Origin of the sequence: Methylobacterium sp. Leaf465 (genome assembly GCF_001424705.1) — a bacterium.
GTDB lineage: Bacteria > Pseudomonadota > Alphaproteobacteria > Rhizobiales > Beijerinckiaceae > Methylobacterium.
This window is the reverse complement of the sequence record NZ_LMRA01000023.1, coordinates 321,934-341,584: the sequence shown is the minus strand read 5'-3', so window position 1 is coordinate 341,584 and position 19,651 is coordinate 321,934. Positions and strand designations below refer to the sequence as shown.

The 19,651-nt window shown below is 71.5% G+C and carries 18 protein-coding genes; 8 read left to right on the top strand and 10 right to left on the bottom strand.

Annotated features, from left to right (window positions below; genetic code table 11):
- Positions 1 to 532 precede the first annotated feature (532 nt).
- Positions 533 to 1,375, top strand: a complete 843-nt coding sequence (locus tag ASG51_RS13795) for a porin family protein (RefSeq protein WP_056352622.1) — start codon at positions 533 to 535, stop codon at positions 1,373 to 1,375.
- 93 nt (positions 1,376 to 1,468) lie between these two features.
- A complete protein-coding gene (locus ASG51_RS13790) occupies positions 1,469 to 2,458 on the top strand; it encodes a catalase family peroxidase (RefSeq protein WP_056381364.1) in 990 nt (329 codons plus the stop codon).
- A gap of 133 nt (positions 2,459 to 2,591) precedes the next feature.
- On the opposite strand, the gene ASG51_RS13785 is transcribed toward ASG51_RS13790, so the two are convergent.
- The 3 genes from ASG51_RS13785 to ASG51_RS13775 form a co-directional block, all read right to left on the bottom strand.
- A complete protein-coding gene (locus ASG51_RS13785) occupies positions 2,592 to 3,191 on the bottom strand; it encodes a hypothetical protein (protein WP_056381362.1) in 600 nt (199 codons plus the stop codon).
- A 33-nt stretch (positions 3,192 to 3,224) separates the two neighbouring features.
- Positions 3,225 to 4,397, bottom strand: a complete 1,173-nt coding sequence (locus ASG51_RS13780; protein WP_056381360.1) for a zinc-dependent alcohol dehydrogenase — start codon at positions 4,395 to 4,397, stop codon at positions 3,225 to 3,227.
- A gap of 85 nt (positions 4,398 to 4,482) precedes the next feature.
- A complete protein-coding gene (locus tag ASG51_RS13775) occupies positions 4,483 to 5,394 on the bottom strand; it encodes a LysR family transcriptional regulator (RefSeq protein WP_056275502.1) in 912 nt (303 codons plus the stop codon).
- Positions 5,395 to 5,489: 95 nt separating this feature from the next.
- Here ASG51_RS13775 and ASG51_RS13770 point away from each other — a divergent pair, with 95 nt between their 5' ends.
- The gene (locus ASG51_RS13770; protein WP_056381358.1) at positions 5,490 to 5,936 is read left to right on the top strand and encodes a DMT family transporter; all 447 of its coding nucleotides are present in this window, start codon (positions 5,490 to 5,492) and stop codon (positions 5,934 to 5,936) included.
- Between the two features lie 12 nt (positions 5,937 to 5,948).
- Here ASG51_RS13770 and ASG51_RS13765 read toward each other — a convergent pair whose 3' ends face one another.
- From ASG51_RS13765 to ASG51_RS13755, 3 genes are read right to left on the bottom strand one after another with little or no spacing between them, the layout of a single operon-like run.
- A complete protein-coding gene (locus ASG51_RS13765) occupies positions 5,949 to 6,419 on the bottom strand; it encodes a secondary thiamine-phosphate synthase enzyme YjbQ (protein WP_056381356.1) in 471 nt (156 codons plus the stop codon).
- Positions 6,416 to 8,140 (bottom strand): cisplatin damage response ATP-dependent DNA ligase, encoded by a 1,725-nt coding sequence (locus ASG51_RS13760; RefSeq protein ID WP_056381355.1) that lies wholly within the window; start codon positions 8,138 to 8,140, stop codon positions 6,416 to 6,418. The genes ASG51_RS13765 and ASG51_RS13760 overlap by 4 nt, the downstream gene beginning before the upstream one ends.
- Positions 8,137 to 9,183: a ligase-associated DNA damage response exonuclease gene (locus tag ASG51_RS13755; RefSeq protein WP_056215010.1), complete on the bottom strand. Its 1,047-nt coding sequence runs from the start codon at positions 9,181 to 9,183 to the stop codon at positions 8,137 to 8,139. The genes ASG51_RS13760 and ASG51_RS13755 overlap by 4 nt, the downstream gene beginning before the upstream one ends.
- Before the next feature lie 41 nt (positions 9,184 to 9,224).
- Between ASG51_RS13755 and ASG51_RS13750 the strand changes: the two genes are divergently transcribed.
- On the top strand, positions 9,225 to 10,160 hold the full coding sequence (locus ASG51_RS13750) for a methyltransferase domain-containing protein (protein ID WP_056381591.1): 936 nt from the start codon (positions 9,225 to 9,227) through the stop codon (positions 10,158 to 10,160).
- Between the two features lie 193 nt (positions 10,161 to 10,353).
- Positions 10,354 to 11,091 carry a YoaK family protein gene (locus tag ASG51_RS13745; protein ID WP_056215006.1) on the top strand — a complete coding sequence of 246 codons (738 nt, stop codon included), beginning with the start codon at positions 10,354 to 10,356 and terminating at the stop codon, positions 11,089 to 11,091.
- A 22-nt stretch (positions 11,092 to 11,113) separates the two neighbouring features.
- Here the strand turns inward: ASG51_RS13745 and arfB are convergent, their stop codons facing one another.
- Positions 11,114 to 11,533, bottom strand: coding sequence for an alternative ribosome rescue aminoacyl-tRNA hydrolase ArfB (arfB, locus tag ASG51_RS13740; RefSeq protein ID WP_056215003.1), 420 nt, complete (start codon positions 11,531 to 11,533; stop codon positions 11,114 to 11,116).
- A gap of 40 nt (positions 11,534 to 11,573) precedes the next feature.
- On the bottom strand, positions 11,574 to 11,858 hold the full coding sequence (locus ASG51_RS13735; RefSeq protein ID WP_056215000.1) for a BolA family protein: 285 nt from the start codon (positions 11,856 to 11,858) through the stop codon (positions 11,574 to 11,576).
- A 135-nt stretch (positions 11,859 to 11,993) separates the two neighbouring features.
- On the opposite strand from ASG51_RS13735, the gene ASG51_RS13730 reads away from it, so the two are divergent.
- From ASG51_RS13730 to cobT, 3 genes are all read left to right on the top strand, one after another.
- Complete coding sequence (locus ASG51_RS13730) at positions 11,994 to 12,620, top strand: DnaJ domain-containing protein (protein ID WP_056214996.1); 627 nt, start codon at positions 11,994 to 11,996, stop codon at positions 12,618 to 12,620.
- Positions 12,621 to 12,875: 255 nt separating this feature from the next.
- Entirely contained in the window at positions 12,876 to 13,859 is a 984-nt protein-coding gene (cobS, locus tag ASG51_RS13725) for a cobaltochelatase subunit CobS (protein ID WP_056214992.1), read from the top strand.
- Positions 13,860 to 13,895: 36 nt separating this feature from the next.
- Positions 13,896 to 15,797: a cobaltochelatase subunit CobT gene (cobT, locus tag ASG51_RS13720; protein WP_056275490.1), complete on the top strand. Its 1,902-nt coding sequence runs from the start codon at positions 13,896 to 13,898 to the stop codon at positions 15,795 to 15,797.
- Between the two features lie 104 nt (positions 15,798 to 15,901).
- Here cobT and addA read toward each other — a convergent pair whose 3' ends face one another.
- Entirely contained in the window at positions 15,902 to 19,390 is a 3,489-nt protein-coding gene (gene addA, locus ASG51_RS13715; RefSeq protein WP_056381353.1) for a double-strand break repair helicase AddA, read from the bottom strand.
- Positions 19,387 to 19,635 (bottom strand): hypothetical protein, encoded by a 249-nt coding sequence (locus ASG51_RS13710; protein WP_056275483.1) that lies wholly within the window; start codon positions 19,633 to 19,635, stop codon positions 19,387 to 19,389. The genes addA and ASG51_RS13710 overlap by 4 nt, the downstream gene beginning before the upstream one ends.
- Positions 19,636 to 19,651: the final 16 nt, after the last annotated feature.

The following is a 19,651-nucleotide window of genomic DNA, read 5'->3' as shown; positions in this document are numbered from 1 at the left end:
GGCTCGCCCCGAACGTGGCGGCACCCCTGCCCAAGTTGCCTCGGCGTCGATCGTTGCACGAAGAAGAGGTCACAGTCGGGTGAGACCGGAAGGCCTCCGCCGAGCCATGCGCGAAATGCAGGGGCAGGACCGGAAAGCCGGTCTCGCGTCGGCAAATCGGCAGCGACGATCGCGGACGCGGGCCGCGGCGCTGCCCCGGAGCGACCCTGCCCCCCTTCACGCCGGAGCCGCAGATCCAGGCCGCAATACCGAGGGCCGCGATTCGCCCTCTCGGGCAAGCCGACGTCCAATAGCGCAGTAAAGAATAGGTTTCTATTTTAATCCGTTATCACGAAAAGTTTATTATCGGCAGATCCATTGGAATTTCTGTTGCACATGGATCACTGCGACACCGGAAAGCGGCGGATCTGCTTCGGAATACGACGCCTGAACGTCGCAAGATCTATGCATGGTCGCAAGGGATCGGCATGTCGAGGGTGGGCGGGCACCGTCCCTCCATCCCGAAAGTCCTGAACCCGAAGGCCCTTTGCCGATGCTCAAGACGCTGCTCCTGGCCGGCGGTGCCGCCGCGCTTCTCTCCAGCGCCGCCGCCGCCGCCGACCTGCCCCGCCGTCAGGCCCCCCCGCCGGTCTTCACGCCCATCCCGGTCTTCACCTGGACGGGCGCCTATTTCGGTATCAATGCCGGCTACGCCTTCAGCGAGAACGACACCATCCGCACCACGGGCATCAACACCCCCGGCGGCGCGCAGCTGCAGAACAACGTCGTCAACGGTCTGCGTCAGGCGTCCGTGCGGAATGCGTCGGAAGGATTCACCGGCGGCGGCCAGGTCGGCTACAACTATCAGTTCACCCCGGGCAGCGGCATCGTGGTCGGCCTCGAAGCCGATGCGCAATACACCGACCTCCAGCGCACCACGACCCAGGTCATCTTCAACCCGGTCTTCAACCCGAACCAGCTGACCAACAGCTACCGCACCGAGCTGTCGTTCCTCGGCACCGTCCGCGGCCGGATCGGCTACGCCTTCGACAAGTTCCTGATCTACGGGACCGGCGGCTTCGCCTACGGCGACGTCACCCAGCGCATCACCTTCACCACCGGCCTGCCCGTCACCTATGCGGGGTCGCGCTCCAATATCGAGACCGGCTACGCCTATGGCGGCGGCATCGAGTACGCCCTGCCCACGGACTCGTTCTTCAACTTCTTCAAGTCCAGCGCCGTGACCCTCAAGGCCGAATACCTGCGCTACGATCTCGGCAGCCGCAATCTGCTCGTCGCCAGCGTCGGCGGTCCCGGTGTCGGCTACAACAGCCGCATCTCCACCGAGGGCAGCCTCGTCCGCGCCGGCCTGAACTACAAGTTCGGCAGCTACTAGGCCCGACCCGGCCGACACCCCGGGGATCGCGCCCGGGGTGTCGGCTCCGTTGTCTCCCGACCTCGATCCGTTTGCCCGTGGGGTGCGCCCGTGATGAGACCGAACCTGCTGCTCCTCGGCGGTATCGCCGCCCTCGCCTGCTCGACGCCTGCGAAGGCCGAACCCGAGACGCAGGCCATCGTCGACGCCCTGTTCAAGGCCGGCGGCAATCAGCCGAACGTGCGCGGGAGCGGGGCCAAGGGCGTCTGCGTCACAGGCAGCTTCACGCCCTCGGCCGAAGCGCAGAACCTGTCCAAGGCGCCGCACTTCAGCCGCGCCCCCGAGAAGCCCCTGCCGGTGACGGCCCGCTTCTCCATGGGGGGCAGCAACCCGAAGGTCTCGGACAAGGCCAAGCCCGTCACGCGCGGCTTCTCCATGCGGATCAACCACCCCGCCGGCGACATGGTGTTCGTGTTCATCTCGGCCCCGGTCTTCGGCTCCAAGACTCCGCAGCAATTGCTCGATTTCGCCAGCGTGCGGGCGCCGGGACCGGACGGAAAACCGGATGCCGAGAAGATCAAGGCGTTCGGGGTGGCCAACCCCGAGACGACCCGGCAGGCGGCCTGGCTCAACGCGCGCCCGGTGCCGGCGAGCTACGCGGGCGTCGATTACTGGGGCGTCCACGCCTACACGCTCACCGACGCCGCCGGAAAAGCCACGGTGGCCAAGCTGAAGACGGTGGCGACGGCGGGCCAGCTCGGCCTCACGGACGACGAGGCCAAGGCCAAGCCCGACGCGTTCTACGCCGACGAATTGACGGCGCGTCTCGCGCAGGGGCCGGCGACGTTCGACCTCGTGGCGATCCTGGGCGAGCCCGGTGATCCGACCCAGGATCCCACCGTCCTCTGGCCCGAGGAGAATCGCAAGTCGGTCAAGCTCGGCACCCTGGCGATCGCCGCCCTCGCGCCGGCCGCCACCTGCGACACGGCGACCTTCGATCCGGTGGTCGACCTGCCCGCGGGCGTGGCCGGCCCCGCCGACGACCCGATGTTCGCCATCCGCTCGCCGGCCTACGCGATCTCGCTGTCGCGGCGGTCGAACTGAGGCCAAGCACCCGGCCGGGGCGGTCCCGGACGGGCGATGGCGGGATGCCGGCCCGGGACAGCTTGTGGTGGGGAGCGCCCCCCGTACGGCGGCGCCCGCATCGCGACCGGGCGATTCGCGCCCGGTCCGCGCCCTAAGCCCAGGCCCGGAGCCCCTCCGGCGTCGTGAATTCGGGGGGCCGGACGTCGCGGGCGGCGCCGCGCATCGCGTCGATGCCCTTCGGGAAACCGCTCCGGCTCCGATAATCCGCACGGACGCGCTCCGAGGGCGCCAGGGGGGCGTCGGACAGGGCCTGGGCGCAGAGCACGTCGATCACGCCGACGCCCGCCAGGGCGCCGAGGGCGATGCCGGTGTTGGCGCGGTGGCGCGGATCGCCCGTGAGGCCGGGCAGGACGGTGGCGACGTCGAGGACGTCGCCGGCCACCCGGGCCCAGATCCACGGCGTCGGATCGTGGGAGCCGAGGATGCCGGCGCCCTGGACGATCTCACGCACACCGTAGGCGCGCACCAGCGCGCCGGCGCGGGGCATGCCGAGCCAGCGCGCGATGGCGTCGCCGCAGGTCAGCTCGGTGATCCCGAGGGCGAGGGAGAACCAGCCGAGGCCCTGCGCCACCTGGCGCGTGGCCGGATCGGGCCGGCGCCGGCGGTCCGAGGACAGCCGGGCGGGCGGGACTTCGGGCCTCGTCCGACCGGAACGAACGGTCGGATCCGGACGGGACGCGGATGCGGGCATGCGGACTTCCTCCATCGGGAAAACGGGCGGCGCTCAGGGCCGGAGCACGACCTTGATGCAGTTGTCCTTCTTGTCGCGGAACGTCTTGTAGAGATCGGGCCCGTCTTCGAGGCGGCCCCGGTGGGTGATGACGAAGGAGGGGTCGATCTGCCCGTCGGCGATCCGCTTCACGAGGTCGTCGGTCCAGCGGTTCACATGGGTCTGGCCGGTGCGGACGGTGAGGCCCTTGTTCATCAGGGCGCCCATCGGGATCTTGTCCACGAGGCCGCCATAGACCCCCGGAATGGAGAGGATGCCGGCCGGGCGGCAGACATAGATCATCTCGCGCAGGACGCTGGCCCGGTCGCTCTCCAGCATCATCGCCTGCTTCAGGCGGTCATAGGCGTGCTCCAGGGCGCGGGGGGCGTGCGCTTCCATGCCGACGGCATCGATGCACTTCTCCGGACCCTTGCCGGCCGTGAGCTGGTTCAGCCGCTCGACGGTGCTCTCCGTGCCGTTGTCGATGGTCACGGCGCCGCCGGCCCGGGCCATCTCCAGGCGCTCGGGCACGCTGTCGATGCACACCACCTGCCTGGCGCCGAGCAGGACCGCCGAGCGGATCGTCATCTGGCCGACCGGGCCGGCGCCCCAGATCGCCACGGTGTCGGTGGGCTGGATGTCGGCCTGCACCGCCGCCTGCCAGCCGGTGGGAAAGATGTCGCCGAGGAACAGGACCTGCTCGTCGGTGAGCCCCTCCGGCACCTTGATGTGGGTCTTGTCCGCGAAGGGGACGCGGACGTACTCGGCCTGGCCGCCCGCATAGCCCCCGGTGAGGTGGGTGTAGCCGAAGAGGCCCGCGGTGGTGTGCCCGAAGACCTTGGCGGCGAGGTGCTTGTTGCGGTTCGAGCGCTCGCAGACCGAGAAGAAGCCGCGCTTGCACTGGTCGCATTCGCCGCAGATGATCGTGAACGGGATCACCACCCGTTCGCCCTTGCGCAGGCTGCCGCCGACGCCCTTCCCCGTCTCGACCACCTCGCCCATGAACTCGTGGCCCATGACGTCGCCCTTCTCCATGCCGGGCATGACGTGGTCGTAGAGGTGCAGGTCCGAGCCGCAGATCGCGCAGGCCGTGACCTTGATGATCGCGTCCCGGTCGTCCTCGATCCGCGGATCGGGGACGGAGTCGCAGCGAATGTCCTGAGCGCCGTGCCAGACGAGAGCCTTCATCGTATCTCTCCCACGTGCGGTGTCGTGTCGCCGATATGCTGAGAACCCGGCGACGGGACGTGAGTTCGGTTCGGGATCGCAGGTCTCAATCGGGCGCGAGGATCGGTTCCGGAACCAGCGCGTCGCGCTCCAGGCGAAGGAAGTCGATCAGGCGCTCCGCGAGGCGCCCCGGCGGGCGGCCCGCCGGCCGGATCAGCGCGGTCTCGATCGGCAGGGCCGGCCGGAACGGGCGCAGCACGATCGGCAGGCCGGTGAGTTCGCCAGCCGGGACCGGATCGACGATGGCGAGGCCCAGGCCCTCCGCGACGAGCCCGCAGCGCGCCGCCGTGTACTGGGCCATCAGGGGAAAGCGCGGCACGCACCCGGCCTCCGCGAACCGCGCCTCGACGGCCTCCTGGAACAGGCCGGGACCGCCGGCGATCAGGGTCTCGCCGACGAGGTCCTCCACCCCGATGGCGCGCCGGCGGGCCAGCCGGTGCCGGCGCGGCAGGGCGCAGACCGCGTCGACCGTGAGGAAGCCCTCGGCCGCCACCCCCGCATGGCCGGAGCGCGGGCGGGCGAGGCCGAGGTCGCACCGGCCCGAGGCGGTCCAGGCCCAGATCGTGTCGGGGCTCGGCACATGGACGGCGACGCGGGCGCCCGGATGCTCGGCCATGAGGCGCCGGATCGCCCGCGGCAGCAGGCGGGAGGCCAGGGACGGCTGGCAGGCGACGCGCAGGGGCCCGGTGCCGAGCTCGCGGATCTGCCGGGCGGCGTGGGTCAGCTGTTCGAGGCCGGCATGGCTCCGCTCGACCTCGCGGGCGAAGGCCTCCCCCTCCGGCGTCGGGCGGGCGGTGCCGTGGCCGCGCACGAACAGCGAAAGGCCGGTCTCGGCCTCGAGCTGGGCCATGGCCCGGCTCACGTGCGGCTGGCCGATGCCCAGCGCGGCGGCGGCCCGGGTCATCCCGCCATGGCGCATCACCGCGCGAAAGAGATCGAGATGGCCCGGATTGATCATGCCCCATCCGCATGGAAACGCGCCGATCCGTCATTTGACGGCATGGCCACGGAATGGTTGTCAAGGCGCCCGTGTCCCGATCAGGTGCCAGGCCGATGCTCAACCTCCTGCTTCCCGTGGTCCTCTCCGTCATGGCGGGCGCCAGCATCGTGGTGCAGCAGGCGCTGATCGCGAATCTGCGGATCGCCCTGAATTCCTCCGCCTGGGCGGGCTTCGCCAGCTACTTCGTCGGCCTCCTGTCCATGGTGGTGCTGGCCCTGGCCCTGCGCGACCCGCTGCCGGCGGCCAGCCTGACCGGGCGCATTCCGTGGTGGGGCTGGAGCGGCGGGTTCTTCGGCGCGGTCTTCATCGCGCTCGCCACGATCCTGGTGCCGGAACTCGGCGCGGCGACCTTCCTGGCCCTCCTCGTCACCGGCCAGATGCTGGCCTCGGTGGCGTTCGACCATTTCGGCTGGCTCGGCCTCGCCCAGCGCGAGCTCGACGCGACCCGCGTGGTCGGCGTGGCGCTCCTGATCGGCGGCGTGGTGCTGATCCGGCGCTGATCCGGCCGGTTCTCAGGCGCCGAGCCCCTGCAGGACGATTTCCCGGCGGTGCGGCCGGTCCCGGTGCTCGACGAGGTAGATCCCCTGCCAGGTCCCGAGGGCGAGGCGCCCGCCCCTCACCGGGATCGCCAGGTTCGAATCCGTCACCATCGTGCGGATATGGGCCGGCATGTCGTCCGGCCCCTCGGCGCCGTGCGCGTAGCCGGCATGGCGCGGCGCGAGCCCGTCGAGGGCGGTGAGGAGGTCGGTCCGCACATCGGGGTCGGCATTTTCCTGGATGGTCAGGGAGGCCGAGGTGTGCCGGCAGAACACGGTGACGAGGCCCTCCGCGATCCCGCTCTGCGCGCGGAAGGCCTCCACCGCCCCGGTGATGTCGGTGAAGCCCTGGCCGGGCGTCGAGACCGTGACCGTGGCCGCCGCCTGACGCGCCACCGGGCCGCTGGCGAAGCCCTGCAGCGCACCGATCTTGCCCGCCTGCCTCATCCGTGCGTCTCCGTCAGGGTTTCGCCCGGCGCGATCTCGCGCTCGCCCCGGGCCAGGATGGTCTCCAGGGCGTCGATCCGGTCGGCCTCCGCCGCCGGCTTGTCCCAGCGGATGCGCGCCACCCGGGGAAACCGCATGGCGACGCCCGACTTGTGCCGGGTCGAGCGCTGCACCCCCTCGAAGGCGATCTCCAGCACGAGGCCGTGGTCGAGGCCGTAGGACACCTCGCGCACCGGGCCGAAGCGCTTGGTGGTGTTGTTGCGGACGTAGCGGTCGAGCTTCTGCAGCTCGGCATCGGTGAAGCCGTGATAGGCCTTGCCGACCGGCACGAGCTCGGGCGTGCCGTCCTCGCGCGCGCGCCAGACCCCGAAGGTGTAGTCGGAGTAGAACGACGAGCGCTTCCCGTGTCCGCGCTGGGCGTACATCATCACGGTGTCGACGCGGAACGGCTCGCGCTTCCACTTCCACCACGGCCCCTTGGGCCGGCCCGGCAGGTAGACGCTGTCGCGGGCCTTGAGCATGACGCCCTCGATGGCGTCGGCATCCTCGCCCGCCCCCACGGCGGCCGGGTCGGCGCGGGCCGCGGCCAGATCCGCCCAGGTCGCGAAGGGCACCAGGGGCGAGAGGTCGATGCGGGCGTGATCGAGGGCGGCGACGAACGCCTCCAGGCGAGCCCGGCGCTCGGTGAAGGGCAGCGGGCGCAGGTCCTCGCCGTCCGCCTGCATCAGGTCGTAGGCGCGGACATGGGCCGGGAACTCCTCCAGGAGCTTCGGGGTCACGGCCTTCCGGTTCAGGCGCTGCTGGAGCACGTTGAAGCTCTGCACGCGGCGCTCGCGCAGGATCAGCAACTCGCCGTCGATGGCCCCCGAGAAGGTGATCGCCTCGGCCAGATCCGGGAAGGCGCCGGAGATGTCCTCGCCGGTGCGCGAGTAGATCCGCGCCACCTGTTCCCCGGCCGCGTCCCGTCCGCCGACGAGCTGGACCCGGATGCCGTCCCACTTCCACTCGCCGGAAAACGCCGCCGGATCGAGCTTTTCGAAATCGCCCTCCTCGTCGATGGGGTGGGAGAGCATCGGCGGCCGGAACGGGGCCGGGTTCAGGGTGGTGGGGCGCTCGCCCCGGCCCTCGACCCAGGCGAACAGGGTGGCGTAGGGCGGCTCGAGCCCGTGCCAGACCTCCTCGACCGCGTCGGCCTCGTGGCCGCCCAGCGCCCCGATGGCGGTCTTGGCGAGGCGCGCCGAAACGCCGACGCGGAGCGCGCCGGTGATGAGCTTCAGCAGCGCCCAGCGCCCGGTCTCGTCGAGGGCATCGAGCCACGCGGCGATGCGGGCGGGCAGGTCGGCCTTCTTCACCGTGCCCAGCGTCTCGACCACCTCGGCGAGCGTCGGCACGTGCGGGGGAGGATTGTTGTGGCCGGGGCCGATGACCGGCTCGCCATCCGAGGGCACGGGCGCCGGCCAGATCAGCGCTGTGGTCTCGGCCAGATCGCCCACGTAGTTGTGCGACAGCCCGAACAGCACCGGGTCGACGCGGGCTTCGACCAGGCCCCGGATCATCGCCGGCTTGGCCTCGCGAAAGGTCAGGCCGCCGGTCATCGCGGCGAGCGCGTAGCCGCGCTCCGGGTCGGGAGCGTGGGTGAAGTAGTCCTGCAGCAGGCGCAGCTTGGCGTTGCGGCGCGGCTCGTAGGCGAGGCGGTCGAGGAGGTGGGCGAAGTCGTTCATGCGACGGCCTCCTCCGGCGGGGCGACCGGCTCGGACTCGCCGTCGTCGCCGTAGCCGAGGAGGTGCAGGGGCTTGGCCTTGATGCCCTTCGTCCCGCACCAGTGCACCAGGGCGTCCTCCTGCCCGTGGGTGACCCAGACCTCCCCGGCCCCGGTCTCCAGGATGGTGCGGCAGAGATCGGGCCAGTCGGAATGGTCGGAGATGCAGAGGGGCAGCTCGACCCCCTTCTGCCGGGCCCGGGCCCGCACCCGCATCCAGCCCGAGGCGAAGGCCGTCACGGGGTCGGGGAACTTGCGCGACCAGACGTCCTGGATCGACGAGGGCGGGCAGAGCACGATGGCGCCGTGCAGCTTGGCCCGCTCGGTGGCCACCACCTTGGGGGTCTCGCCGAGCGGAATGCCCTCCTGCTTGTAGAGCTCGGTCAGCTTTTCCATGGCGCCGTGCAGGTAGATCGGCCGGTCGTAGCCGGCCTCCCGCAGCAGGGCCATCACCCGCTGCGCCTTGCCGAGCGCGTAGGCGCCGACGATGTGGGCGCGCTCGGGGAACAGGGCCACGGAATCGAGGAGCTTTTGCACCTCGTCGCGGGTGTCCGGCATCCGGAACACCGGCAGGCCGAAGGTCGCCTCGGTGATGAAGACGTCGCAGGGCACCACCTCGAAGGGCAGGCAGGTCGGGTCGTCGGCGCGCTTGTAATCGCCCGACACCACCACCCGCACGCCCTGCGCCTCGATCGCGATCTGGGCCGAGCCGAGCACGTGCCCGGCGGGGGCGAAGCGCACGGTGACGTCGCCGATGCGGATCGCCTCGCCGAGGGGGGCCTCCTGCCGGCTCGCGCAGAAATCGGCGCCGTAGCGCACCGCCATGATGCGCAGGGTCTCGCCCGTGGCCATCACGCGCCCGTGCCCCGCCCGGGCATGGTCGGCATGGCCGTGGGTGATGAGGGCGCGCGGCACCGGCCAGGTCGGATCCACGTGGAAGCCGCCGAGGGGGCAGTACAGGCCCTCGCGGGTCAGGGTGAGAAGATCGCTGGCGCTGAAACTCATTGGCGCGGCATATAGGGCGCCCGACGCCCATGCGCAGCCACATGTCCCGCACGATCACCTCCGGCGACCTTCGCGCCGACCGGCGCTACGCCTACGCCCAGGGCTGCCTCGACGACGGCGATCCGGACGCTGCCGCCGAGATGGCGGAGCAGGCCCTGGAGATCGCCCCCCGCTTCGCCCCGGCCTGGTTCCTCCTCGGCCGGGCCCGCGAAGGCCGGTACGCCCAGAGCGGGCGGGCCAGCGATCACCACGCGGCCCTGCGCGCCTACGCCAGCGCCCTCGACCTCGACCCCGAGGACGCGCAGGGCGCCCGCCTCGCCCTGGTGCGCATCGGCGCCGGCGAGGCCGCCAGCGCGATCTCGCCGGGCTACGTCCGGGCGCTGTTCGACGCCTACGCGCCGCGCTTCGACCGCCACCTCGTGGAGGGCCTGTCCTATCGCGGGCATACGCTCGTCGCCGATGCGCTCGAGGCATCGGCAGGTCCGGCCACGCCCCTCGGGTGGGTAATCGACCTCGGCTGCGGTACCGGGCTCGTCGGGGCCGCCCTCGCCGGCCGGGCGCAGTTCCTGACCGGGATCGACCTCTCGCCCGGGATGCTGGCCGAGGCCGGGCGGCGCGGCGGCTATCACCGGCTGGTGGAGGGCGAGCTGGTGGCGGCGCTCGGTGCCGAGCCCCCCGCCTCGGCCGATTGCGTCACGGCCGCCGACGTCATGATCTACGTGGGCGATTTCGCCGGCGTGGTCTCCGGCAGCGCCCGCGTCCTGCGCCCGGGCGGGCGCTTCGCCTTCACGGTGCAGTCCCATCCGGGCGACGGACTCATCCTGGGAGCGGATGCGCGCTACGCCCATGGCGACGCGCTGGTGCGGGAGGCCCTGGCGGGGGCGGGGCTCGCCCTCGAACGCGCCGAGCCGGCCGTCGTGCGACGGGAAAACGGCGCCGACGTCCCCGGCCAAGTCATCGTCGCCCGGCGGCGGTAACATTCACGTGTCCGTCGCCGCCCTTGAGCGCCAGCGCACGACGCGGTTGAACCAAACGGGAGCGTGACTGTTGCCCCGGACGCATCGGAGCACCCCGCCCGGGACCTGACGTCGAGGTCCGGCGGTGCACCGAGCGTATCGGCCTTACGCCACCGTAGTTCAGCCGCCGCACGGGACGGAGGATAGCAACCCTATGGCAGAGACGCAGAACAAGTCGTTTCCGGCGAGTGCCGCGACGCGCATCCCCTTCGCGCTGGCCCTCTCGGCCGTGGCCGGTTGCGCCGACTCCATCGGCTTTCTCGAATTCTCGCAGCTCTTCATGTCGTTCATGAGCGGCAACACGACCCGATTCGGCGTCTCGGTCAGCCGCTTCGACTGGGAGAGCACGTCGCGGGTCGCCTCGGTCATCGTCCTGTTCTGCTTCGGCGCCTTCGCCGGCACCCTGATCGCCGCCTGGGTCGGGCGCTGGCGCCTCTCGGTGCTGCTCCTGCTGCAGTCGGTGCTCCTGACCATCGGGCTCATCGTCCCCCACGGCACCTTCGCCTTCCCGCTCCACGCCTACCCGATCGTCATCGCTCTGGGCCTCCAGAACGCGACGCTGCAGGACGAGGGCGGGCGCAGCCTCGCGCTCACCTACGTCACCGGCGCGGTGGTGCGGTTCGGAACCGGGCTCGCCAACCTGATGCTCGGCACGGTGGCCCCCTCGTTCTGGATCCAGGCCCCCCTCTGGGCGGCGCTGAGCACCGGTGCGGTCATCGGCGGCTTCCTGCAGATGCGCTACGGCGAGGATGCGTTCCTGTTTCCGGCCGCGGTCTCGGCGCTGCTCGCCCTCATCGCCCTGGTGCTGACGATCATGAAGCCGGGCAGCCGCTACGTCAGCGGAGAGGTCGAGACGCATCCGCCGGATGGTACGGCGGCGGCCAAGATCTGAGTGGAGATCCGAGGCGCGGCCCCTAATCCAGGCCGCTGCCGCGCAGGCGCTTGGTGGCGCTCCGCTTCGACTTCTCGTCGAGGCGGCGCTTCTTCGAGGCCAGCGTCGGGCGCGTGGCGCGCCGGGGCGTCGGCGGCACCGCCGCCTCGGCCACGAGTTCGGCCAGCCGCTCGCGGGCATCGGCCCGGTTGCGGTCCTGGGTCCGGAAGCGCTGGGCGCTGATCACGATCACCCCGTCGACGGTGAGGCGCCGCCCCGCCAGCCGCATCAGGCGGACGGCCACCGCGTCCGGCAGGGCGGCCGACCGCCGGGCGTCGAAGCGCAGCTGCACCGCCGTCGAGAGCTTGTTGACGTTCTGTCCGCCGGGGCCGGACGCACGCACGAAGGTTTCCTCCAGCTCCGCCTCGTCGATGGCGATGTGGGGCGTGCATTGAAGGGCCACGGCGGAATCTCTCGCAGGATCTGGGATCAGGTCGCCGCGTTCAGGCTGCTTCGGCGGGCGTACGGGCGCGCACCGCCAGGGCGTGGAGTCCGCGCTGGAAGGCCGGCTCGAGGGCGGCGTTGACGAGGCGATGACGTTCGACGCGGCTCTTGCCCTCGAAGGCGGCCGCGACCACGTCCAATCGGAAGTGCGTCTCTCCTTCGGGCCGCGCTCCCGAATGGCCCGCATGCAGGTGCGATTCGTCGATCACCGCCAAGTCCTGCGGCGCCAGTTGCACCCGGAGCGTGTCGGTGATCCAGTCCTTCAGGGTCACGGTCTCGGTCATCGCGGGCGTCTCCTCGTTTTTGGACTGCGGTCAAGCGCCGGCGTCCGGTCTCACGCGTCAACCCCCGAACACCGCATGCGGCATCAGGCCCGCCGCTCTTGTGTCTCCGACCCACCCCCTCATAATCGCCCCATCATGGATCTCAACTCGCCCCTGTTCGACAGCATCCGCATCAAACCGTCCTGCGACGAGCCGAAGACGGCCGCGGCCCAGACCTGCGAGACGCCCGGGTGCAAGAACCCCGGCCTCTACCGCGCGCCCAAGGGCCGCAAGGCGGAGGGGCAGTACTGGCGTTTCTGCATGGATCACGTGCGCGCCTACAACGCCACGTACAATTACTTCGACGGCATGAACGACGCGGCCGTGCAGGCCTTCCAGAAGGACGCGATCATCGGGCATCGCCCGACCTGGGCGATGGGCGTGAACCCGGCCACCGCGGGGGAGCGCGGCAAGGCGGCGCCGAAGCGCGATTGGGCCTATGTCGATCCCCTGGACATCCTGCGGGCCGAGGGCGTCGGCGAGACCGCCCGGCGCAAGGCCGCACCCGAGCCGCGCCGACCCCGGCACTCGGCGGCGACCCTCAAGGCTCTGGACGTACTCGGCCTCGACGAGAACGCGGATTCGGCGGCCATCAAGGCGCAGTACAAGACCCTGGTGAAACGCTTCCACCCCGACGCCAATGGCGGCGACCGCTCGTTCGAGGAGCGTCTGCGCGACATCATCCGGGCGCACGATGCCCTGCGCGCCGCCGGCCTCTGCTGACGCGGCGATCGACGCCGGCCCGAGGTTCCGGCACGATCGATGCACGTTTTCTGGCTCTCCCCTGCTCAGGATGGGGCGGCAATTGCCGCGTGAGGCCCTATATGCAGTCCTGACACCCCTTGGCGCCGCCCGGCGCCGACCTTTAGATGGCGGTCGCGCGCGGCTCATCGTCCCCGAGCCGCGAGACCCCGAAGTCCGACATAGCCCGCGTGTTCCGTGACACCCCCGCGGCACCCGCGCCCCGACGAGGTCCTTATGCTTTCTGACGTCTCGCCCGCCTCGCTCCCCGACCGGGAAGTCTCCGTCCGAGAAGCGTTCGGCATCGATCTCGATCTCCGGGTCCCGGCCTTCTCGCAGAGCGAGGAGCACGTGCCGGACCTCGATCCGGACTACATCTTCGACCGGGAGACCACCCTGGCGATCCTGGCGGGTTTCGCCCGCAACCGGCGCGTGATGGTGACCGGCTACCACGGCACGGGCAAGTCGACCCATATCGAGCAGGTCGCGGCACGCCTCAACTGGCCCTGCATCCGGATCAACCTCGACAGCCACGTCTCGCGCATCGACCTCGTGGGCAAGGACGCGATCGTGCTGCAGGACGGAAAGCAGGTCACGGCGTTCCAGGACGGCATCCTGCCCTGGGCGCTGCAGAACAACGTCGCCCTGGTCTTCGATGAGTACGATGCCGGCCGCCCCGACGTGATGTTCGTGATCCAGCGCGTGCTGGAACTCTCGGGCCGCCTGACGCTGCTCGACCAGAAGCGCGTGATCCGCCCGCACCCGGCCTTCCGCCTCTTCGCCACCGCCAACACGGTGGGCCTCGGCGATACGTCCGGCCTCTATCACGGCACCCAGCAGATCAACCAGGGCCAGATGGACCGCTGGTCGATCGTCACCACCCTGAACTACCTCGCCCATGACCGCGAGGTCGACATCGTGCTGTCGAAGGCGGCGCACTACCAGCGCGACGGCGGCCGGGACATCGTCAACCGCATGGTGCGCGTGGCGGACCTGACCCGCAACGCGTTCATGAACGGCGACCTCTCCACGGTCATGAGCCCCCGCACGGTGATCACCTGGGCCGAGAACGCCGACATCTTCCAGGATATCGGCTTCGCCTTCCGGGTGACCTTCCTCAACAAGTGCGACGAGCTGGAGCGCACCCTCGTGGCGGAGTTCTACCAGCGCGCCTTCGGCAAGGACCTGCCCGAGAGCGCCTCGAACGTCGCCCTGAGCTGACCCCCTCCCGTCCGTTTCGAGGAACCGTCGACCCGCATGTCGATCTCCAACCGCAAGCCCGGCGACCGGCGCGAGCCCGTCGCCGAACCGCTCAAGCGCTCGGTGGCGGGCTGCCTGCGCGCCATCGCCAAGCGCTCCGAGATCGAGGTGGTCTATGCCAGCGACCGCCCGGCGCTGACGGGTGATAAGGCGCGCCTCCCCGAACCGCCGCGCAAGCTGACGCCGGAAGACGTCGCGATCCTGCGCGGGAACGCCGACTCGATGGCCCTGCGGCTCGGCTGCCACGACGTGGCGGTGCATCGCCGGCTGGCGCCGGAGAATGCCGGCGCCCGGGCGGTATTCGACGCGGTCGAGCAGGCCCGCGTCGAGGCGATCGGCTCGCGCCGCATGTCCGGCGTCGCCGCGAACCTCTCGGCGATGCTGGAGGACCGCTACCATCGCGGCGGCAAGTACGAGGACATCACCGACCGGGCCGACGCGCCGATGGAGGATGCCGTCGCCCTGATGGTGCGCGAGCGCCTGACCGGCGCGGCGCCCCCGGAGGCGGCCCGCAAGATCGTCGACCTCTGGCGCACCCACATCGAGGAGAAGGCCGGCCCCAACCTCGACGGGCTGATCGGCTCGATCGAGAACCAGCGCGCCTTCGCCCGCTCGGTGCGCGACCTCCTCAGTTCCCTCGACATGGCGGATGAGACGCCGTTCGATCCCGAGGACGACGAGAACGAGGACGACAACGAGGCCCAGGACGACGAGCAGACCCCGAGCGAGGGCGAAGCCGAGGAGCAGTCCCAGGGCGACCGCTCCGAGATGGAGACCTCGCAGGAGGCCTCCGACGAGTTGCAGGAGGGCGCCACCGAGGCCGCCGATGCGCCCTCGGGCGAATTGCCCGACGAGGCCGAGAACGCCGAATCCGAGGAAGCGTCGGAGGCCTGGCGGCCGCCGTCGCAGCGGGCGAACGAGCCGCGCGGGCCGGAATACAAGGTCTTCAACCCGCGCTTCGACGAGATCATCCACGCCGAGGATCTCTGCGACGCCGAAGAGCTGGCGCGCCTGCGGACCTATCTCGACAAGCAGCTCGCCCATCTCCAGGGCGTGGTCGGGCGCCTCGCCAACCGGCTGCAGCGCCGGCTCCTGGCCCAGCAGAACCGGGCCTGGGACTTCGACCTCGAAGAGGGCCAGCTCGATCCCGCCCGCCTCGTGCGCGTGGTCACCGATCCGTTCCAGCCGCTCTCGTTCAAGCGCGAGAAGGACACGAATTTCCGCGATACCGTGGTGACGCTCCTGCTGGACAATTCCGGCTCGATGCGCGGGCGCCCGATCACGGTGGCGGCGACCTGCGCCGACATCCTGGCGCGGACCCTCGAGCGCTGCGGCGTCAAGGTCGAGATCCTGGGCTTCACCACGCGCGCCTGGAAGGGCGGACAGTCGCGCGAGGCGTGGCTCGCCGGCGGCAAGCCGAACACGCCGGGGCGCCTCAACGACCTGCGCCACATCGTCTACAAGAGCGCCGACGCGCCCTGGCGCCGGGCGCGCAAGAACCTCGGGCTGATGATGCGCGAGGGCCTGCTCAAGGAGAACATCGACGGCGAGGCGCTGGACTGGGCGCACAAGCGCCTGCTGGCCCGGCCGGAGCAGCGCAAGATCCTGATGGTGATCTCGGATGGCGCGCCGGTCGACGACTCGACCCTGTCGGTCAATCCCGGCAACTACCTCGAGCGCCACCTGCGCTGGATGATCGAGGACATCGAGACCCGTTCGCCGGTGGAACTGCTGGCCATCGGCATCGGCCACGACGTGACGCGCTACTACCGCCGCGCCGTGACGATCATCGACGCCGAGGAACTGGGCGGCGCCATGACGGAAAAGCTCGCCGAACTCTTCGAGGAGGATTCGGGCACGTCGGCGCCGCAGAAGCGGGCCGCCGGCGGGCGGCGGTAGCGTGTGTCAGGGATAAGGGGGAACCGGTTACCCGGAAAAGACTCACGCTGAGAAAGGATTAGGGAGTCTGTCCGGTTCAGGATGAACCGGACAGACTCTCGGGCTCACGCTGCCCTCTGCGCCAGCGCGTCGAGGGCGGCCGCGACGGCGTCGGCATCGAGCCGGCGGATGACGGGTCCCGAGGTCCAGACCAGCATCGGCACCACGCGGTGGCGCGGGTAGATCTCCGCCAGGAGTGCGGCATAGAGAGCGATCTGCCCGGCTTCCGCGCGCGGCAGAGGCGCCCCGTCCCGCGGGGGCCGGCCCGTCTTGAAGTCCGCGACCCAGACCGTGTCCGGGGCGATGGCCAGGCGGTCGACACGACCGAAGACCGGGCGCGAGACGCCACCGACCACGACCCGCCCCGACAGCGTCACCTCGGCCCGTGCCTCCGGCGCGAAGAGCAGCGCCAGGTCGGGCTCCGCGAACAGGTGCAGGGTCGCGGCCACGATGCCGTCCTGCTTGGCACGGTCGAATCCGGGTGCACGGGCGCGCACGAAGGCGGTCGCGGCGGCCTCCCGCTGGGCCGGGTCGATCCGCGGCAGGTGCTCCACCAGGGAATGGATCAGGGTCCCGCGCCGGCGCGCCTCGCTGTCGGCCTGCCGCTGGCCCGGCTGGCGGCGGGTGTCGGCGGCCCCGAGGGCGCCGGACGGCGTCACCGGAGGGGCGGCCTCGACCTCGGCCGGGACGGGGGCCTCCAGCCAGGCCGGCAGGGTCGGCGGCCCCTCCGCCGCGGAGGGGGACGGGGCCGCCGGCTCCGCCGCGCCGCCGTCGCGCCATAGGGTGGCGGGGCCGTGGGGGGTCTCCAGGACCTCCCCGGCCCCGAAGGACCGTTCCAGGCCGGTGCGGACCATCTCGCACCAGGCGGCCTCGCTCGGGGCCTCGTGCCCGCGATAGGGCGCGATGACGAGGCGGTCGGCGGCACGGGTCATCGCCACATAGAGGAGGCGGTTGTGCTCTTCGCGGGCCCGGGATTGCAGGGTGGCGCGGGCCTGTGTCACGGCCTCGCAGTCGCCGGCCTTGGCCCCGGCCCAGACCGGCGGCAGCAGCGCGGCGCCCTGGCCGAACCGCTGTGCCCCCGGCACGAGCGGCAGGAGCGGCGGGTCGTTGCGCCCCAGGGCCTCGCAGCCGTCGATGACGACGACCACCGGGGCCTCCAGCCCCTTCGCCCCGTGCACCGTCATCACCCGGACCTCGTCGCGGCCGGAATCGAGATCGCGCTTGACCGTGTGGCCGCCCTCTCCGCGCCCCGGAACGGTGTCGTAGCGGGCGAGGAACCCGCCGAGCGAGGGCGCGTCGGGCGCCTGCTCGGCCTGGGCCGCCGTCATCAGGAAGACGTCGATGGCGTCGCCGGCCTCGCCGCCGAGGCGGGAGACCAGGGCGCGGCGGCCGCCGCGGGCCCCGAGCAGCGCGGCGTAGAATCCGAACGGGCCCTCGCAGGCCGCGAGGGTGATCCAGGACGTGAGGGCCGCGTGGCCGCGGATCGCCGCAGGGTCGCCGGCCGCCGCATGGCGCGCGAGGGAATCCTCCAGGGTTTCGTCGAGGTCGCGCCGTCCGGCGATGCGCACGAGGTCGTCGTCGTCGAGTCCGACCAGGGGCGTCTTCAACGCGCCGGCGAGGGTCAGGTCGTCGGCCGGCAGGAGGCCGGCGCGGCCCACCGCCACGAGGTCGTTGACGGCGATGTGGGCGGCGATGTCGAGGCGGTCCTGGCCGGCGACGGGCACCCCGAGGGCCTTCATGGCGCGGATGACCTCCTCGAAGGCCGCCGAGCGCTTGCGCACCAGGATCAGGATGTCGCCGGGGCGCCAGACCCGGCCGGTCTCGTCGCCGGCGGTGATCCAGGTCAGGGCCGCCCGGGCGACCCGGCGTGCGGTGACGATGGCCGGTGCGTTGGTCTCCGGCGCATCGACGGGGGCGGCCCAGGCATCGGGCTCGGGCTCGTCCGCCGGCTCCTCGATGGGCCAGAGTTCGACGGTGCCGGGCGCCGTGACCCGGGCGGTGCTGTGGGTGGTGCCGACGGCCGCGTCCTCGAAGGACAGGCCCTCGTAGTGCTCGGGGATCGCGAAGGTGGCGTCCACGGCCCGCAGGACCCCGCCGGCCGAGCGGAACGACAGGTTCAGGTGGACGTCCTCGAAAGCGAGATCGGCGCCGGCCGCCGCCCGCTGCCAGGCGCGCCGGGTGGTCTCGAACTCGCGGGGCTCGGCCCCCTGGAAGCTGTAGATCGACTGCTTGGGGTCGCCGACGGCGAAGCGGGTCCGGGCGACCTCGCGGGCGCCCTCGCCGGAGGCGAACTCGGCGGTGATGCGGCGCAGGATCTCCCACTGGTGCGGGTTGGTGTCCTGCGCCTCGTCGATGAGCACGTGGTCGACGCCGCGGTCGAGCTTGTACAGTACCCAGGTGGAATCCACCCGGCCGAGGAGGTCCAGGGTCTTGTGGATCAGGTCGTCGAAGTCGAGGGCGCCGAGGCGGGCCTTCTGGGCTTCGACCCGGCGGTGGATCTCGCCCGCGAGGGTGAAGAGCGCGCGGGTGCGTTCCAGGGCGCGCACGCCGCGCAGGGCGTCCTGCAGCGGCTCCAGGCGGTCGCGCTCGTCGCACAGGGCCTGCTTGGCATCCTCCGGCACAGCCTTGGTGCCGAGGCTCCTGTCGGCCTTCGGGGCGCCCTCCTTGGTGAAGAAGACCCCGAGGTAAGTCTCCAAGGCCTCGGCGGGCGCGGCCGCCGCCACCGCGAGCAGCCTGTCGGCGATGCCGTCGTCGGTGGCCTTGCCGGTGCGCAGGCGGCCGGCGAACGCGGTGAGATCGCCCAGGCCCCCATCCAGCATCCGTGCCTCGATCGCCGCCGCGCTGTCGCCGGGCCGGACGCCGAGGGTGTCGGCCAGCGCGGCGAAGGGGCCGTCGAGGCCGACGCGGCTGTCGAGCACGTCGCGGGCCCGCATGGCGCTGCGGATCGCCTTGCGCAGGGCGTCACCCGTCGCCTCGGGGCCGACGACGGCGAGGGCCTCGCCGAGAGGCCGATGCCCGCCGCCGATGGCATCGGCGAGCACGTTGCCGGTCTCGATCCGGAAGGCCTCCCCGGCCTGGGTCTCGTCCAGCACCACGAAGCGCGCCGGCACGTTCGCCTCGAAGGGGAACATGTGCAGCAGGCGCTCGCAGAGGGCGTGCAGGGTCTCGATCTTCAGACCCCCCGGCGTCTCCACCGCGCGGGCGAACAGCCGACGGGCGACCTGCAGGGTCTTGCGGGCGGGGCGCTCCCCCGTGAGTTCCGTGAGTTCGGCCGAGAGAGCGGCGTCGTCCAGCGTCACCCAGCGGCCGAGGACCCGGAACACCCGGATCGACATGTTGGCCGCCGCCGCCTTGGTGAAGGTGAGGCAGAGGATGCGGGCGGGCGGCGCCCCGTCGAGAAGCAGGCGCACCACCCGGTCGGTGAGGACCTTGGTCTTGCCCGCGCCGGCATTGGCCGAGACCCAGGCCGAGGCGCGCGGATCGGCGGCCTGGCGCTGCGCCGCCTTGGTGAGGTCGTCGACGACGAAGGTTTCTCGGACGGTCGCGGCGCTCATCGATCCGACCTCATCCGGTCCTTCGCCTCGGGGGGGACGTCGGGGGCCCCGTCGAGCAGGGCCAGGGCCGCCTCCACGTCGGCGCGCTCGGCCCGCGCCTGGAGCGCCTTCAGGCCGCGACGGTGCCCGAGGCCCTCCGCGATGAAGGCGACGAGCAACTGGTTGATGGAGACGTTGTCCTCGTCAGCGGCCGTCTTGGCCTGGGACATGACGTGGTCGGGCAGGCGGAGTGCGAAGTTCGGCATGGCCCATCCTCGTATC

Excerpts from the sequence above, each read along its gene's own strand:
- ASG51_RS13795 (WP_056352622.1), top strand. The coding sequence starts at position 533 with ATGCTCAAGACGCTGCTCCTGGCCGGCGGTGCCGCCGCGCTTCTCTCC.
- ASG51_RS13790 (WP_056381364.1), top strand. The coding sequence starts at position 1,469 with ATGAGACCGAACCTGCTGCTCCTCGGCGGTATCGCCGCCCTCGCCTGC.
- ASG51_RS13785 (WP_056381362.1), bottom strand. The coding sequence starts at position 3,191 with ATGCCCGCATCCGCGTCCCGTCCGGATCCGACCGTTCGTTCCGGTCGG.
- ASG51_RS13780 (WP_056381360.1), bottom strand. The coding sequence starts at position 4,397 with ATGAAGGCTCTCGTCTGGCACGGCGCTCAGGACATTCGCTGCGACTCC.
- ASG51_RS13775 (WP_056275502.1), bottom strand. The coding sequence starts at position 5,394 with ATGATCAATCCGGGCCATCTCGATCTCTTTCGCGCGGTGATGCGCCAT.
- ASG51_RS13770 (WP_056381358.1), top strand. The coding sequence starts at position 5,490 with ATGCTCAACCTCCTGCTTCCCGTGGTCCTCTCCGTCATGGCGGGCGCC.
- ASG51_RS13765 (WP_056381356.1), bottom strand. The coding sequence starts at position 6,419 with ATGAGGCAGGCGGGCAAGATCGGTGCGCTGCAGGGCTTCGCCAGCGGC.
- ASG51_RS13760 (WP_056381355.1), bottom strand. The coding sequence starts at position 8,140 with ATGAACGACTTCGCCCACCTCCTCGACCGCCTCGCCTACGAGCCGCGC.
- ASG51_RS13755 (WP_056215010.1), bottom strand. The coding sequence starts at position 9,183 with ATGAGTTTCAGCGCCAGCGATCTTCTCACCCTGACCCGCGAGGGCCTG.
- ASG51_RS13750 (WP_056381591.1), top strand. The coding sequence starts at position 9,225 with ATGTCCCGCACGATCACCTCCGGCGACCTTCGCGCCGACCGGCGCTAC.
- ASG51_RS13745 (WP_056215006.1), top strand. The coding sequence starts at position 10,354 with ATGGCAGAGACGCAGAACAAGTCGTTTCCGGCGAGTGCCGCGACGCGC.
- ASG51_RS13735 (WP_056215000.1), bottom strand. The coding sequence starts at position 11,858 with ATGACCGAGACCGTGACCCTGAAGGACTGGATCACCGACACGCTCCGG.
- ASG51_RS13730 (WP_056214996.1), top strand. The coding sequence starts at position 11,994 with ATGGATCTCAACTCGCCCCTGTTCGACAGCATCCGCATCAAACCGTCC.
- cobS (WP_056214992.1), top strand. The coding sequence starts at position 12,876 with ATGCTTTCTGACGTCTCGCCCGCCTCGCTCCCCGACCGGGAAGTCTCC.
- cobT (WP_056275490.1), top strand. The coding sequence starts at position 13,896 with ATGTCGATCTCCAACCGCAAGCCCGGCGACCGGCGCGAGCCCGTCGCC.
- addA (WP_056381353.1), bottom strand. The coding sequence starts at position 19,390 with ATGAGCGCCGCGACCGTCCGAGAAACCTTCGTCGTCGACGACCTCACC.
- ASG51_RS13710 (WP_056275483.1), bottom strand. The coding sequence starts at position 19,635 with ATGCCGAACTTCGCACTCCGCCTGCCCGACCACGTCATGTCCCAGGCC.